This is a genomic window from Streptomyces sp. NPDC127595, assembly GCF_042671685.1.
Lineage (GTDB): Bacteria > Actinomycetota > Actinomycetes > Streptomycetales > Streptomycetaceae > Streptomyces.
Genome location: NZ_JBHXWK010000001.1, coordinates 645,390 through 661,600 on the forward strand (window position 1 = coordinate 645,390; position 16,211 = coordinate 661,600).

General features: G+C 72.4%; 6 protein-coding genes. All 6 read right to left on the reverse strand.

The window, feature by feature from the left end; all coding sequences use genetic code 11:
• Nucleotides 1-2 precede the first annotated feature (2 nt).
• From ACFVKT_RS02790 to ACFVKT_RS02815, 6 genes are read right to left on the reverse strand one after another with little or no spacing between them, the layout of a single operon-like run.
• Complete coding sequence (locus ACFVKT_RS02790) at nt 3-1,772, reverse strand: ABC transporter ATP-binding protein (protein ID WP_385726825.1); 1,770 nt, start codon at nt 1,770-1,772, stop codon at nt 3-5.
• Nucleotides 1,769-2,962, reverse strand: coding sequence for a glycosyltransferase (locus tag ACFVKT_RS02795; RefSeq protein ID WP_385726826.1), 1,194 nt, complete (start codon nt 2,960-2,962; stop codon nt 1,769-1,771). Before ACFVKT_RS02795 ends, ACFVKT_RS02790 begins: the two co-directional genes overlap by 4 nt.
• The gene (locus tag ACFVKT_RS02800) at nt 2,963-3,763 is read right to left on the reverse strand and encodes an alpha/beta fold hydrolase (protein ID WP_385726828.1); all 801 of its coding nucleotides are present in this window, start codon (nt 3,761-3,763) and stop codon (nt 2,963-2,965) included. It abuts the gene before it with no gap.
• A gap of 2 nt (nt 3,764-3,765) precedes the next feature.
• Nucleotides 3,766-4,104 (reverse strand): phosphopantetheine-binding protein, encoded by a 339-nt coding sequence (locus ACFVKT_RS02805; protein WP_385726830.1) that lies wholly within the window; start codon nt 4,102-4,104, stop codon nt 3,766-3,768.
• On the reverse strand, nt 4,094-8,608 hold the full coding sequence (locus tag ACFVKT_RS02810; RefSeq protein ID WP_385726832.1) for a beta-ketoacyl synthase N-terminal-like domain-containing protein: 4,515 nt from the start codon (nt 8,606-8,608) through the stop codon (nt 4,094-4,096). Before ACFVKT_RS02810 ends, ACFVKT_RS02805 begins: the two co-directional genes overlap by 11 nt.
• Before the next feature lie 5 nt (nt 8,609-8,613).
• Nucleotides 8,614-15,684 carry an SDR family NAD(P)-dependent oxidoreductase gene (locus ACFVKT_RS02815; RefSeq protein WP_385726834.1) on the reverse strand — a complete coding sequence of 2,357 codons (7,071 nt, stop codon included), beginning with the start codon at nt 15,682-15,684 and terminating at the stop codon, nt 8,614-8,616.
• Nucleotides 15,685-16,211: the final 527 nt, after the last annotated feature.

Consider the following 16,211-nt stretch of genomic DNA (forward strand, 5'->3'; position numbering starts at 1 on the left):
CCCTACACCTGGGGTTCGGCGGCCAGGAGCTGTGTCGCCGCGAGTTCCCGGTAGAGCTCGTCGTCGTCGACAAGGGTGCGGTGGGTGCCGATCGCGCGGACGTCACCGTGTTCCAGGACCACGATCTGGTCTGCCTCGGTCACCGTGGACAGCCGGTGCGCGATGAGGAGGACCGTGCACTGTCCGGCGGTACGGCCGACCAGTTCGCTCAGCGCCTGCTCGTTGCGGGCGTCGAGCTGGGCCGTCGCCTCGTCGAGCAGCAGCACCTGAGGGCGGCGCAGCAGGGCGCGGGCGATGGCGAGGCGCTGGCGTTCGCCGCCGGAGAGGGTGACACCGCGCGGGCCCACCGCCGTGTCCAGGCCCATGGGCAGGCGGGCCACCAGGCTGTCGAGGCGGGTGACGGCCAGGACCTCGGACAGTTCCTCGGCGGTCGCCTCGGGCGCGGCGTAGAGCAGGTTCTCGCGGAGGGTGCCGGACATGACCGGGGAGTCCTGCTCGACGTACGCGATACGGCGTCGCACCTCGCCGCGCGGCAGGGTGGAGATGTCCTGGCCGCCGATCCTGATCGAGCCGGCGGTCGGCTCGTAGAAGCGCTGGAGGAGCGAGAAGAGCGTGGTCTTGCCGGCGCCCGACAGACCGACCAGCGCGGTCTGGGTGCCACTGGGGACGGTGAAGCTCACGCCGCGCAGCGCCGGGGCGCGGCCCGGGTAGGTGAACTCGACGTCGGTCAGCTCGATGTCCGGCGGGGGCCCGAAGGCGGTGACCGCGGGGGAGTCGATGTCGTCCTCGATCGGCAGTCCGGCGGCCTCCTGGATCCGGCCCACCGCGCCGAGTCCCTGCTGGAGCTGGGCGGCGCCGCCGACGAGCTGGGAGACCGGGCTCGCCAGGAAGAACACGTACAGCAGGAAGGCGATCAGCTCGGAGACCGACATGGTGCCGTTCGCGACGAAGGCGCCGCCGACGCCGAGCACGACCAGGAACGCGGTCTGGATGGAGGCACCGCCGACCATCGTGACCAGGGCGCTGTAGCGCGCGCCGACCAGTCCGGCCGCGTACGCCTCGTCGACCGCCTCCTCGGCGGCCTGTGTCTCGCGGCCCTCGGCGCCGTTGGCCTTGACCGTGCGGGCCGCGCCGAGGGTGCGGTCGAGCACGGCGCCGACCGCGCCGACGGAGGTCTGCGAGCGGGCCACCGCGGCCTTGATCCGCGGCAGGATCATCGTGATCACGATGCCGACCAGGCACAGGACGAGGAACGTGACGCCCAGCAGCCGTACATCCAGGGTCGCCATCATGAACAGGGCTCCGGCGAAGGTCAGTACGCCGTTCACCGTCATGATCAGGCCCTCGGTGGCGGCGCTCTTGAGGAGCGTGCTGTCGGAGGTGACACGGGCGATGAGGTCGCCGGGTGCCCGCTGGTCGAGCTCGGAGACCCGCAGCCGGATCAGCCGGCGGACGAGACCGGTCCTGACCTCGCGGACCACCCGCTCCGAAGTCCGTTGCTGGAGCCAGGCGTTGATGCCGGTGAGCAGGGCGCCTGCCGCCAGGAACGCGGCGAGCAGCGCGACCGGCTCGGCTACGTCGGCGCCCTCGTCGAGCCGGTCCAGGATCGCCTGGGCGAACTTCGGCTGGACCAGACCCGAGACGCTGGCCAGGAGTGTGAGCACGAGGGAGAGGAGCAACACCCGCCAGTGCGGCTTCGCGTAGCCGATCAGGGCGCCGAACGAGCCGGTGGGGGTGCTTGGTCGGTCAGTGGACGGGCTGTTCTCGGTCATGCGCCTCGTACTCCGGTCGCGGCCGCTTCGGCCAGCAGCTTTTCGAGCCGGGTGGCGGCGGCCGCGCTGCCGCCCGCTGCCCGGAAGGACTCCCCGATCTCCTCGGCCACCTTGCGGTGACCGCCGGAGGGGTCTAGCACGGTCTCGACCGCGGCAGCGATCTTCGCCGCGTCGGCCCGCCCGAAGCGCAGCCGTACTCCGGCTCCCGCGTCGACGACCTGACCGGCGACGATCGGCTGGTCGTCGCGGATGGGGGCGACGACGAGGGGGACGCCGTGCCACAGCGTCTCGCAGACGGTGTTGTGGCCCGCGTGGCAGACGACGGCGTCGAGCCGCTCCAGCAGGGCGAGTTGAGGCACGTGCGGGCGCACCAGGATGTTGTCGGCGACGGGGTCTTCGACGACCCCGCCGGGATCGACGAGCACGGCACGCACCCGGTCCGCCATGCCGGCCAGCGCCGCCACGGCCGTGTTGAGGAAGCGGACACCCGCGTCCGTGTTCGCCGTGCCGAGGCTGACGAGGACGGTGGGCAGCGTGGACTCGTCCAGCCAACTCCACGGAAACTCGTCGGGACTTGCCGGGCGGGCGGCTATGGACGGGCCCACCAGCCAGACCCGGTCCGGGAGTTCGGCCGGGCCGAGCAGTGCGCGTGTGGTGTACGCGAGCACGCCGTGCGGCGAGAAACGGGGATCCGCCTCGCCCCAGCCGCCCGCGATCCGCTCACGCAGGTCCGCCAGCAGTCCGTCCAGCCAGGCCGCGACCTTGGGCATGCCGGCCAGCGGGTCGACCAGTTCGGCGGAGGTGGTGGCCGAGGTCACCCAGGTCAGCCCCAGGGACTCGGCGATCAGCGCGCCCGCCACCGCCTGCTGGTCGGAGACGACGACATCGGGACCGTACGCCTCGATCGCTGCCCGTACGCCGGGCGCCATCGCGTCCGCCAGCGGGATCAGGAAGCTCTCCCAGAGGAACTGGAAGGCGGCGGGACCCTTGAGCTCGGCCGGCCGGGACAGTACGTCCTCGGGCAGCGCGCACGGGAACACCACGGCGTCGGCTCCCGCGAGGCCCCGGATCAGCTCGGGGTGACCCGCCCAGGCGACGTCGTGCCCGCGGGCGGCCAGCGTCGCCGCGGTGCCCACCGCCGGGTTGATGTGCCCGACCAGCGGGGGCACCACGAAGAGGAACCTGCCCATCTAGCGGGCCTCCCGCAGGGCGTGCGTCTGGCCGAACAGCCAGTCGCGCACCAGGACGTATGTCTCCTTGGTGGCTTCCACCAGCACCGAGTGACCCCGGTCGGGCAGCACGACGGTGCGGCAGTCCGCCAGTGAGGCCTCCAGCATCGCCGTCTGCGCGGAGAGCTTCGAAGCGCCGCCGAAGACGGCGAAGACCGGGCAGCGGATCGCGGAGAGGTCCTCGTCGATGAGGTCGCTCTGCGGGATCTCCTGGGCGAGGGCGGTCTGGTCCAGCACCCTGCCCGCGGCCCGGAACGGCCGGACGTTGCGCTCGCCCGGGTTGTCCCGCAGCCACTCGGTGACCTCCTGGACCACCAGGCCGCCCTGCTCGCCGACCAGGCCCTCGTACATGGCCTGCGCCCAGGGCCGGGCGGGCGGTTCGGCCTCGATGGCGACGACGCTGGCGACCCGCTCGGGGTGGGCGGCGGCCATGCCGTACGCGACGGCGCCGCCGAAGGAGTTGCCCACGAGGTGCACCGGGCGGTCGACGGCGAGCGCGTCGAGGAGCTCGTCCAGGTCGGTGACGAAGTCCTCCATCCGGTAGCCGGTCGGCGGTCTGGAGGTCTTGCCGTGCCCGCGAAGGTCGTACATCACGACGTCCATGCCTTCTTCGGCGAGCTGCGGGGCGAGGCTGAAGTAGTAGCTGGCGAGGCTGTCGATGAGCAGGCCGTGGATGAGGACGACGACGGGACGCGGCACGTCACCGGTGTGGCCAAGACGCTGGTAGTGGACGTCGATTCCGTTGACGTGGATCGTCGGCATGGTCAGCCCACCTCGGCGACGGCGAGGGAGCCCACCACATAGCCGACGAGGTCGCCGACGGTCAGGGCGATTATCTCGTCCAGGCCGCGGTCGGCTATGAACGCGGCGAAGTTGACGCGCTCGCCGTAGAACTCGCGGAGCTGGGCGGAGAGCGTGACGAGGTCGATGCTCTCCAGCTCCAGGTCGTCGTGGAAGGACGTCTCCAGGGTGATCTCGGCGTCGTCGAGCCCGTACTCCTCCAGCACGGTGCGCAGGATGGCCGAGATGCTCGCGAGTACGGTCGCCTCGTCGGGGGCTGCCGGGCGCGCGGCGGCTTCGAGTTCGGTGATTTCAGTGGTCATCTGCGTTCTCCTCATCGTTGACGGCCGTCCAGGCCACGACGTACTCCTTGCCGGGGTGGCCGGCCGGCTGGGGGGTGGTCAGTTCGCGATACCGCACGAGGTACTCCTCGCCCGCGGTGCGTACGGTCAGCAGGGCGCCGTCCGCCGCGGTGATCTCGAACTGTTTGGGCTCGCCGCCGAGTCCGGTGCCGCGCGCCTTTGCAACGGCTTCCTTGGCGGCCCAGAACCTGGTGAACCAGAGTCGCTCCGGGGTGTCCTGCGCGAGTGCCCGGAGCAGCTCGCGCTCGTGGGGGGTGAGCGCGGCGAGGAGGGTGCCCTCGGGGCGGTCGGTGATCTCCTCGATGTCGATACCGCAGGGCCCGTCGGTCCTGGCCATCGCCACCGCGGTCTCGCCTCGGTGGGCGAGGGAGACATGCAGCGCGGGCAGGGTCCTGCCGTAGCCGCCGGTGACGAAGGGCTTGCCGGCCGGGTCGTTGCCGACCCGTACCTCGGCGGGGAAGAGCGGACCCGCGCCGCCGTCCCACAGCAGTTGCCGCACGGCGTCCTTGGCCGCGATCCGTCCCAGCAGCCACTGGCGTCGGCCGCGCGGTGCGTGGGTCGCGTACTGCTCGCGCTCCTCGCCCGCCAGGATGTTCCGCATGATCAGTTCACGGGTCGCCAGGTCGGGCCACTCCTCGTGGACCAGCGCCCAGCCGCCGGGCTGCATCACGGACAGGGTGTTGAGCTCGGGCTCGCGGTCCACCTTGCGGATCCGCGGATTGCTGTCGAAGCGGCGGTCCTGCCAGCCGGTGAACTCCGCCCAGACCCGCCCCTGGTGGACGAGCTGCATGTCCGCTTCGAGGGCGGCCTCGGTGACGGACGTGATCTTGATCAGGCACTCCAGCTCCTCGCCGGGGGCGGGGTGCGCTCCGTGGAAGCGGATCTCCTTCATGCCGACCGGGAACACCGTGGTGCGGACCGGGAGTCTGGACATGATCCAGTAGCCGAGCAGCTGCCCCACGTTGTCCAGCAGCGCGCCGGGCGCGGGCGGGGTGATGAGAATGCCCCGCACATGCTGGTCGCCGATCGCCGTCAGCTCGCTCACCCCCTGGAACCGCGGTCCGTGGAACATCCAGCGGCGGGTGTAGAGCTCCGCTGCCGTCATGTCGGGCTTCTGCTCTTCCGCGGCGGGGAAGGTCCACGGCGCGACGGGCGCGAACTGCCCGTGTTCGGCGGCGAGTTCGACGACGGCCTTCGCGTAGGAGCCGAGCGAGGCGGTGACCCGGCCCGGGCCCTCGGGCACGATCCGCACCGGGATGTCGACCGACGGGGTGGCGGTGACCCACTGGTTCAGCTGTACGTCGTGGACGGCCACCGCGCGGTGACCGGGCGCGGCACGCTCGGCGAAGTCCATCAGGTGGGCGATCACCGTGGTGCCGGGGACGACCGGCCAGCTGTCGGCCGGTTCGGCCTGGGCGGGCTGCTTGAAGAAGCAGTGGTCCAGGAGGTACGGCATGGTGTCGACGGAGACGTGGAGAGTGGTTTCGAGGGGGCCGACGGGACCGGGCCGGGGATGCGTCTCGGCCGGCTGGACGGCACGCGGCCGGGGAACCGGAGCGACGAGGCCGGAACGTCCGGGCGCGGTCGTGCCGGGTCTGCGTCGGCTCGCCGTCACCACGTCCGAGGCGAGTGCGGACGCATCGCGCAGAAGTGCCGTCAACTCCGCGCCCAGGGCGCCCTGTTCGCCGAGTCCGGCCAGGTCCAGGCTCGTCTGCGGAGCGGGCGTCCGGTGCAGCGACGCTCCCACCCGCCGACGCGTCTCCGCGTCGAGGGAGACCGCCGCGCCCCCGAGGTCCAGCTTGATCGGGCGGCGCCGTACCGCGGCCGCGGCCTTGGCCGCGCCGAGGAGTGCTGCGGGCTGCGGCTCCGCGCCGTCCGCCCACAACGCGCTGACGACGCGGTGCAGTTGGGGAAGCCCCGAGCGGTGCGGCGAGTGCGCGGGGACGACGAGGTGGTCGCGCCCGTGGAGTGTGTCGTCGATGAGTGAGCCGAGCTGTCCGGCCCCGAGCTGGACGAAGGCCCGGAAGCCCGCCTCGTACATGGTGTCGACCAGCGGCCGGAAGCGGACCGGCTCCAGCAGATGACGGACGAACAGGTCGCGGATCGCGTCGGGTTCGGCCGGGTAGGGGGCGACGGTCGTCGCGGACCACAGCGGCAGTTTGGCCGGGTGCAGGGAGTAGGTCTCCGCCGCCTCCCTGATCGGATCCAGATACGGCTTCAGCATGGGCGTGTGGAAGCCGGACCGGAACGGCAGGATCTGCGAGATCACCGCCCGGGCGCGGAACCGCTCGACGAGTTCGGTGACGGCGGTCTCCGGGCCGCAGATCATCGACTGGTTGGGCGCGTTGTCGTGCGAGAGCACCACATCACCTTGGCCGGACAGTTCCGCGAGGACCTGCTCCGCCGGGGCGCCGACCACGGCGAAGGCCAGTCCGGGAACGCTCAGCGAGTCGGGGTCGAAGCCGGCGAGGAAGGCGTCGACCTCGTCGGGTGCGTGGATCCCGGCGGCGGCCATCGCCGTCCACTCGCCGAGGCTGTGTCCGGCGAGCGCGTCGGGTACGACACCGAGCCGGCGCAGCGCGGTGTCCAGGAGCCGGCCCAGTTCGAAGACACCGGTGCCCTGGCGGCCCACGTCTCCGACGGTGGCGTCTGCGACGGCGGTGAGCCCGAAGTGCCGTGCGATGTCCTCGGAGTTGGGCGTGAACTCGGCCTCAAGACCGGGGAAGACGAACGCGAGCTTTCCGCCGCCGGGGCCGAGCAGCGGGCGCGGCACGAACCACACGTCGTTGCGGCCGCGCCAGCCCTTGCCCTTGGCGACCGCCTTCCGCGCCAGTGCCAGCCGCTTCGCCGTGGGTCCGACGACCGCGAGCCGCACCGGGTCGGAGTCCGACGCGACCGCACGCTCGTCGAGACCGGCCGCGAGGACCGTGGCGTCGTCGCGGTCAAGGAGCGCGGCCATCGCCTCGGCTGTCGGCGCGGTCAGCCGCAGCACCCGCTCCGGCTCGTAGACCTCGGCGGGCCGGGCCACCGGCTTCGCCTCGACCTGCTCGATCACCACATGCGCGTTGATGCCGCCGAAGCCGAAGGCGTTGACGGCGGCGCGGCGTACGGGCTGGCGTTCGTCGGCCTGCCAGGGGCGGGCGGTGTCGATCGGGGTGAACCGGGTACTGGCCAGCCCCGGATGCGGGTCCTCGCAGTGCAGGGTCGGCGGCAGCACGCCGTGGTGGACGGCGAGCGCGGCCTTGACGAGCCCCGCGACGCCCGCGGCGGGCATGGTGTGGCCGATCATCGACTTCACCGAGCCGATGACGGCGGCCGGCCGGTCGGCGCTCACATCCGCCGGCGGCGGCCCGAACACCTCGGCCAGCGTGGTGAGTTCGGTCCCGTCACCGGCCGGGGTGGCGGTGCCGTGCGCCTCCAGGAGCCCGATCGAACCGGGCGCCGCCGGGTCGAGCCCGGCGGCTTCCCAGGCCTGCCGAACCGCGCGGACCTGGCCGCCGGAGTCGGGGGCCATCAGACTGGTCGTACGTCCGTCGGAGGCGATGCCGGTGCCGGTGATGGCGGCGTAGATCCGGTCGCCGTCGCGCTCGGCGTCGGCGAGCCGTTTGAGGACGACGACGCCGGTGCCCTCACCGATCAGCACACCGTCCGCACCCTTGTGGAACGGCCGGATGCGCTCGCTCGGCGAGAGCGCACCGAGCTGGCTGAACACGCTCCAGAAGGTGATGTCGTGGCAGTGGTGCACCCCGCCCGCGAGCATCACGTCGCAGCGCCCGCTGGCGAGTTCGCGCACCGCCTGGTCGACGGCGATGAGCGAGGAGGCGCAGGCGGCGTCCACGGTGTACGCGGGGCCGCGCAGGTCGAGCCGCCCGGCCAGCCGGGACGCGGCCAGGTTGGGCACGAGCCCGATCGAGGACTCCGGCGCCTCAGGACCGAGCCGGTCGGTGAACGCCTCCCGTACCGCTTCCAGTTGGTCGGCGCCCAGGTCGGGCAGCAGCTCGCCCAGGGTCCGCACCAGCTGGCTCGCGGTGCGGACCCGCTGGTCGAGCCTGACCAGGCCGGGGGTGAGGTAGCCGCCCCGGCCGAGCACCACGCCGATCCGGTGCCGGTCGGCGGGCAGCCGGTCCGCGCCGCCCGCGTCGGCGATGGCCTGTGCGGCCACCTTCAGCGCGATGAGCTGGTCGGGCTCGGTGGCCGGCACCGCGGCCGGCATGATGCCGAACTCGGTGACGTCCACCTCGGCCAGCTCGTCCACGAAGCCACCGCGCCGGCAGTAGACGCGGTCGGCGCGGGGCTCGGCGCCGGGAGCGTAGTGCTCCTCGACGTCCCAGCGGCCCGGCGGGACTTCGGTGATGGCGTCGGTGCCGGCGACCAGGTTCTGCCAGTACGTGTCGAGGTCGGGGGCGCCGGGGAAGAGCACCGACATCCCGACGATGGCGATGGGTTCGGCACGCGATCCTGTCATCAGGTTCACCAGCCGGAGGCGGTGTAGACGACGGCGGTGTCGCCCTCGGGGCCCCAGGCCAGTTCGCGGAGCAGGCTCATGGTGCCCTCGTCGGGGTCGATGAGCTGGATGCCGCGGCTCGCGTAGTGCCGCATCAGCTCGGGCGTGACCATGCCGTGGTTGCCCTCGCCCGTCGGCGCCCAGGGGCCCCAGTGGACGGTCAGCCCGCGGCGGCCCTCGCCGTCGGCCGCCCAGTCGGTGCCGAGGGTTTCCAGGGCGTCGTTGGCGGCGGCGTAGTCGGACTGGCCGCGGTTGCCGAGGGTCGCCGCGATGCTGCCGAACAGCACCGCGAACCGCGGGCCGTCCGCCAACTCGCCTATCGCTTCGAGCAGTTCGCGCGCTCCGTCGACCTTCGTGCGGAACACCCTGTCGTACGACTCGGGGGTCTTCTCCGCGATCAGCTTGTCCTCGATCACACCCGCCGCGTACACGACGCCGTCGAGCCTGCCGTATTCGGCGTGGATCTCCTTGATCGCCCCGCGTACGGCCTCACTGTCCAGTGCGTCGACGGCGCGGTAGCGCACCTGGGAGCCGAGCCCGGTGAGCTTGCTCAGCGTGCCGCGCACCTCGCGTTCGGCCTGGATCCGGCCGATCGCGCGCTCGATCTCGGCGGGCACCCGCAGTCCGCCCGCGATGAGCGCCGTGCGCAGTTCGCCCGCGGTGTTCGCGGCGGCGAGGGCGGGGTCCTCCGCGCCCTCGGCGAGAGGGGTACGGCCGAACAGTTCGATGCGGCAGCGGCTCGCCCCGGCGAGGGTGGCGGCGAAGCGGGCGGTGATCCCGCGCGCGCCGCCCACCAGGAGCACGACCGAGTCGGAGTCGAGGCCGAGGGCGGCGGCCTCGGCGGCGCCGTCCCCGGCCGGGCCCGCGCCGGTGCTGCCGAGCAGGCCGAGACCCTCTTCGGTCATGCGCAGTCCGCGGCGGGTGCCGGGCGCGCGCAGGACGACCGGCTCGCGGTCGGGAGCGGTGAGTTCGGCGACGAGATCTGCGGCGATGTCCTCCGCCGTGGTGCCGGGGGTGTGCTCGACGACCCGGGCGACCGTGTCGGGGTACTCGCGTGCGACCGACCGGAAGAATCCACGCAGCCCGGCCGAGGCGCCCGCGGCCAGCACCCAGCGCGGGTTGTCCGCCAGCACCTGCTGGTAGGAGGAGAAGATCTCCGGCAGGACGAGCGGACCGTCAGCCGCGACAACGTGGATCAGCCCGTCGAAACTCCCGCCGGCCGGAGGCTGGTCGGCGGTCACCGCCTTGGCTCCGTGTGTGGGGAGGAGGGCGGCCACTGCCTCGGCCACGGGTCCCTCGCCCAGGATCAGAAAGTTGCGGCCGGTCAGCTCACCCTCGGCCGGGACGGCGGGGGAGAGGTCGAACTCCTGCATGACGAGACGCTTGGGAGCCACCACGACGGCCGGCGAGCCGGCCGCAGCGGTTTCCACGGGCTCGACCACGGCCGCGACGGTCACTGCCGCCGGTGCCTCGGCGGGGGCTGCCCCGCCCTGGGCGCCCGCCAGCAGCGCGGTGATGGCGGCGGCGGTACGGGCCTTCGCCAGCTCCTCCACGTCGGACTCGCCGGTCGCGGTCAGGCCCAGCCTGCTCGCCAACTCCCCGGCGATTTCCGCCCGCTTGATGGAGTCGACGCTGAGGTCGGCCTCCAGGTCGAGGTCCGGTTCGATCATGTCGACCGGGTATCCCGTCCGCTCTCCGATCACGTCGAGCACCAGCGCGAGAACGGACTCGGCGCTCGGTATCTCGGGTCCGCCGGTGACAGCGGGAGCCGGCGCGGGGGCCGATCCGGGCCCGGTGAACCGCTCGACAAGGGCGGTGATGGCGGCGGCGGTACGGGCCTTCGCCAGCTCCTCCACGTCGGTCTCGCTGGTCGCGGTCAGGCCCAGACGGCCTGCCAACTCTCCGGCGATTTCCGCGCGCTTGATGGAGTCGACGCTGAGGTCGGCCTCCAGGTCGAGGTCGGGTTCGATCATGTCGACCGGGTATCCCGTGCGCTCGCCGATCACGTCGAGCACGACCGACAGCACCGAGACACCGGCGGGCACCGCCGCCAGGGCCGGCACAGGGTCCGCCGAAGGCCGCGGAGCCGGGACGGCGGGCAGCGCGGTCACGGTGACGGGAGCGTCCGCGTACGTGACCCGGGCGGGAGCGTCGGCGTAGGCGAGCGGGGCCGGAGACGCCGGCCGCACTCCCGGATCCGTCCCCAGATATCCCAGCATCACATCCCGCTGAGCCGCGATCATCTCCCGGCTCGTCCGCAGGAATTCGGTGATGAGAGCCTCGGAGCCGGTGGCGGCCACCGGTCCGGCTGACGTGCTGTGGGTCACGAGGGCCTCCGGGAGACGCTGGGCGGGGTGGAGTGCGGCGGCGGGGAGAGCGCCGTCCGCGGTGCGGAGCAGATGTCCGTCGACGGTCCAGGCGGCGCGCTTGCGGCGGGTGGCCCGGGCGTCGGAGGCGACCGCGTCCCGGCCCTGGAAGAGCCAGGCGGTCCTGATGTCGACACCGGCGACGGCCAGTTGGGCGAGCGCGGAGAGGAAACCGGTGAGCCCGCTGCGCGGGCCGTCCTCCAGCGCGACCGTCCGGTGCGGCCGGTCGCCGAGGATCTTGCCCACCAGCCGGGTGAGCACCGCGCCGGGTCCTGCCTCGACGAAGATCCTCGCCCCGGCCTCGTACATGGCCTCGATCTGGTCGGCGAACCGGACGGGTGCGCCGATCTGGGCGGCCAGTTCGGCCCGGATCGCCTCGGGCGACTCGGGGTAGCGCTCGGCGGTGCGGTTCGACCACACCGGGAAGTCGGTCGCGCCGACCGGGACTTCGGCCAGAACCCCGGCGAAGGTCTCGCCGGCCGCGGCGACCAGCGGGCTGTGGAACGCGCACGCCACCGGGATCCGCTTCGCGCTGAGCCCGTGCGCCTTCAGCCGCTCCACAGCGGTGAGGACGTCCTCGGTGGGGCCCGAAATCACCGTCTGGCGGGGCGAGTTGCGGTTCGCCGTCACCACTGTTCCGGCAAGGCCGGCGTCGACGAGGGCCGCCGCGACCTCCGGCTCGTCCCCGGCGACGGCGGCCATGGTGCCGGGGTCGCCGTCACCTGTGGCGCCCAGGATGGCGGCGGCCCGGTCACGGCTGGCGCGCAGCAGCACGTCGGGCGTGAGAGCACCCGCCGCGGCCAGAGCCGCCAGTTCTCCGTAGCTGTGTCCTGCGGCCATCGCGGGCCGTACGCCGGCCCGGGCGAGGAGCTGGTGGGCGGCGAGTCCGGTGAGGCCGAGGGCAGGCTGCGCGACCGTCGTGTCGGTGATCCGCGCCTGCTGCTCCTTGCGGCTCTTGTCGTCGAAGGCGGACGGCGGGAAGAGCACCCGCGCCGTGTCCTCGTCGAGCCGCAGATTCCGCTGGAGCTCGGGGAAGGCCACGAACAGCTCGGCGAACATCCCGGGCCGCTGGCTGCCCTGCCCGGGGAAGAGCAGCGCCAGATCGCCGGGCTCGGATTCGTCGGCGGCGAACAGGCCTTCCTTCGGAGCGTGTTCACCCGCAACGGCCCGACGAAGGAGGGCCGTCAGGTCCTCGGTCGACTCGGCCACGAGCGCGATCCAGACCCGCGCGCCACGCGTGGCGACGGACTCGGCGCGCTTGGACGCGGCGAGCGCGAAGTCCCGCAGCCGCCAGGGCTCGTACGCGCCGGAGTCCCCTTCGACGAGCGCGAGCAGATCGGCGGCGGCCCGTACGGCCGTGGCCCGGTCGGAGCCCCGGAAGGTGAACAGCTCGGCGGGCCACTGCTGGGCCGAGGTGACGGGCGGCGGACCGTCCTGGTAAGCACGCAGGACGACATGGAAGTTGGTGCCACCGAAGCCGAACGCACTGACTCCGGCGACTCGGTCGGCCGGAGCCGCCGCCCAGGGGCGGGCCTCGGTGTGGAAGGCGAACGGGCTGCTCTGCGCGTCCCAGGCCGGGTTCGGCTCGGTGAGGTGCAGGGTCGGCGGCTTCACGCCGGTGTGCAGGGCGAGCGAGGTCTTGATGAGTCCGGCGAGCCCGGCGGCGCACTTGGTGTGCCCGATCTGCGACTTGACCGAGCCGAGCGCGCAACTGCCGGGCAGCGCACCGGCGTCCTCGAACACCCTGGTGAGGGAGCCGAGTTCGGTGCGGTCACCGACGACTGTGCCGGTGCCGTGCGCCTCGACGAGACCCACCTCGGCGGGCGAGACACCCGCGTTGTGGTAGGCGCGGGCCAGCGCGTTGTACTGGCCCTCGGGCCGGGGCGCGGTGAGACCGAGCGCCCGGCCGTCGCTGGCGCTGCCGACACCCTTGATGACCGCGTACACCCGGTCGCCGTCGCGCTCCGCGTCGGAGAGCCGCTTGAGGACGACGCAGCCGACGCCCTCGCCGAGCGCGATGCCGTCGGCCGTGCTGTCGAAGGGGGCGGACCGGCCGGAGGGGGAGAGGGCGTGCGCGGAGGCGAAGAGCAGGTAGTCGTTGATGCCGTTGTGCAGGTCGGCGCCGCCGCACAGCACCATGTCGCTGGTACCGCTGGTCAGTTCCTTGCACGCCACGTCGACCGCGGTGAGCGAGGACGCGCAGGCCGCGTCCACCGTGTAGTTGGCGCCGCCGAGGTCGAGACGGTTGGCGATCCGGCCGGAGATGACGTTGGCCAGGATGCCCGGGAAGGAGTCTTCCGTCAGGCGCGGCAACTGCTCGTCGAGCGCGGGCGGCAGCTCGCCCAGGTAGGCGGGCAGTACGGAACGCAGCGTCATCGCGTTCGACAGGTCGCTGCCGGCCTCCGCGCCGAACACGACCGACGCGCGGGCCCGGTCGAAGGTCCGGGTTCCGTAGCCGGAGTCCTCAAGGGCGCGACGCGCGGCTTCGAGTGCCAGCAGCTGTACGGGTTCGATGGCGGGCAGCGAGGCCGGCGGAATCCCGTACCGCAGCGGCTCGAAGGGAATCTCGGGGAGGAAACCGCCCCAGCGGGACGGCGTCTTCTCGCCCGCGCCGTCCGGGTCGTGGTACAGGTCCGCGTCCCAGCGGCTCGCGGGTACCTCGGTGACCGCGTCGTCGCCGGCGAGGACGTTCGCCCAGAAGCTGGCGAGGTCGGGGGCGCCGGGGAACATGCAGGCCATGCCGACGATGGCGATGTCGAGCGGCTCGGGGGCGGGCGCGGCGGCCGGCTCCTCGATCCCCAGGCCGCGCAGCCGCGCGGTGAGGAAGTGTGCCGCGCCGGTGGTGACCGCGGTGTGCAGCGCGGCGACGGTGGTGACCTCGGAGCGCAGCACGGCGACCTCGCCGGCCATGAACATGCCTTCGGCGAGCTGTCGTTCCTCGCCGACCGCGCTCAGTCCGCCCTCGACGCGCTCGATGCCCTTGCTGGCCAGTCGCAGCCGCCCGACGTTGAGCTGCTCCAGCTGCTCCCAGGCCTCCCGGCCGGGTACCTCGCGGGCCGCGAGGTCTTCCTTGACGGCGGCGAACTCGTCGGTGAACGGGCTGTTCACGCAGCGGGTGGCGTGTCCCGGAGCGGTCTCCAGGAGATCGGTGCGCTCGGCCTCGATCACCTGCTGCTGGAACAGGGGCAGCACCGCGCCCGCGGTCACGGCCTCTTCGGTGAACAGATAAGCGGTGCCCATCAGTACGCCGACGGCGGCACCCTGCGCGCTGAGCGGCGCGGCGAGAGCGGTGACCATGGCGGCCGACCGCTCGTCGTGCACCCCACCGGCGAACAGCAGCTGCAGTTCGGCGGCCTTGACCTTCTTGCTGCCCGCCAGGAAGTCGTCGAGCACTCCGAGCTGCGCCTCCCACAGCGGGAAGCTGTTGCGCGGGCCGACATGGCCGCCGCACTCGGCGCCCTCGAAGATGAACTTGCGCGCGCCCGCCTCCAGGAACTGCTTCAGCAGCCCCGGCGACGGCACATGCAGGAAGGTGGAGATGCCCACTTCCTCCAGCGCGGCGGCCTGCGCGGGACGGCCGCCCGCGATGATCGCGTGGGAGGGGCGGATCTCCCGTACGACGTCGAGCTGGGCGGCCTTGATCTCCTCGTCGGCGAATCCGAGGACGCCGACACCCCACGGCTTGTCGCCGAGTGCGTCCCGGGTCTCCTCAAGGACTGCGCGAGTCTGCTCGGCGCCGGAGAGCGCGAGGGCGATGAAGGGCAGCGCGCCCGCGCGGCCCACCTCGGCCGCGAACGCGGCCTGGTCGCTCACACGGGTCATCGGACCCTGGGCGACGGGCAGTTGGGTGCCGAGTGCCCGGCTGCCCGCGCCGCCGGGGGCGAGCGCGGGACCGGCGTTCTTCAGGGCGTCGAGGACCGAGTCGCGTATCCCGCGTACCGCAGCGTGGACGGTGCCCCAGCGTTCCTGGAAGCGGGCCGCGAGGAAGCCGTCCTGGCCGATCTCGGGGGCCGGGGAGTCACCTTCGGTGGGTACCGTGCCCGGTCTGCGGCGTCGTACGACGCGGCGGCCGTCCTCCACGGTGGTCTCGGAGCCGTCGAGCCCGGCGAGCAGCGTGGTGGTCTCGGCGGGCAGCTCGGACTCGGCCTCGGAGAGCAGGGCGAGCTGGGTGTCGAGGACGACACCGGCGCCGCCGCCGGCGACGACGGCCGCTGCGGTGTGCGGGCCGGCACCGCCGCAGGCCCAGACCGGCAGGTCCAGCTCCGGGTCGGCGAGGAGCTGCTGCACCAGCACGAAGGTGCTCAGTTCACCGATGGGGCCGCCGGCCTCGTGGCCCCGGGCGATGAGCCCGTGGGCCCCGGCCGCGGCGGCCGTCAGGGCCTGCTCGCGACCGGTCACCTCGACGAGCACGCGCCGGCCGGGGAACTCGGCGGGCGTGCAGGAGGCGTCGCTGGTCAGCAGGACCGTGTGTACGGCGGCGGGCAGCTCCCGCGCGGGAAAGGCATCGTTGTCGGCGACTCGTACGCCGAATCCGGCGGCCGACCACTCCTCCGCGAGCGCGAGTTGTGCCGCGGCGCGGCGCCCGCCCGAGGTGAGGTCGAGCACGCCCAGACCACCGGCACGCACGGCAGCCGCGGTGAGCCGTGCCGAAGCGACGGCGAACGGGTTCACGGCGATGACAATGTCTTCGACGGCAAACAGCCCGGAAGTAACAAAATTCGGCACAGGCACGCGAACGCTCCAAATCACACAAGTGTGAGGATGAGATGGGGGAGAGCGCTGGAACGCGCAGCGACTTCGGTGCGCGGCCCGCTCATACTCATTGCGCACCCCTGTGAAAGTCAAACTCTCAAAGGGCGGGTGGACGCGCATAATTTAACGTCGTCGACACAGCTCCGGGGGTCTGACTTACCAACTGGTAACCAAGGTCCCACCAGAAGCACAGCTGGAACTGGTCAGTCGTTCACTCTTGCCCGCCTCTGCCCCAACTCGTCAGCCACCAACCACACTTGACGATACGTCAGAAACGGGTGTCAGGGGATCGCCCGTGAAGGGATTGTTTTCGGTCACTCAAATTGAATGTGCAACAAGTTTTTCTTCACATAGCTGAAACCTGGCCTTGCGTAAAAGGGTGGGATCCGACACTTCGGCGTTCATGGTCGGCTTCACAATGTCCGGACCGGTCCTGTTCCACCCCC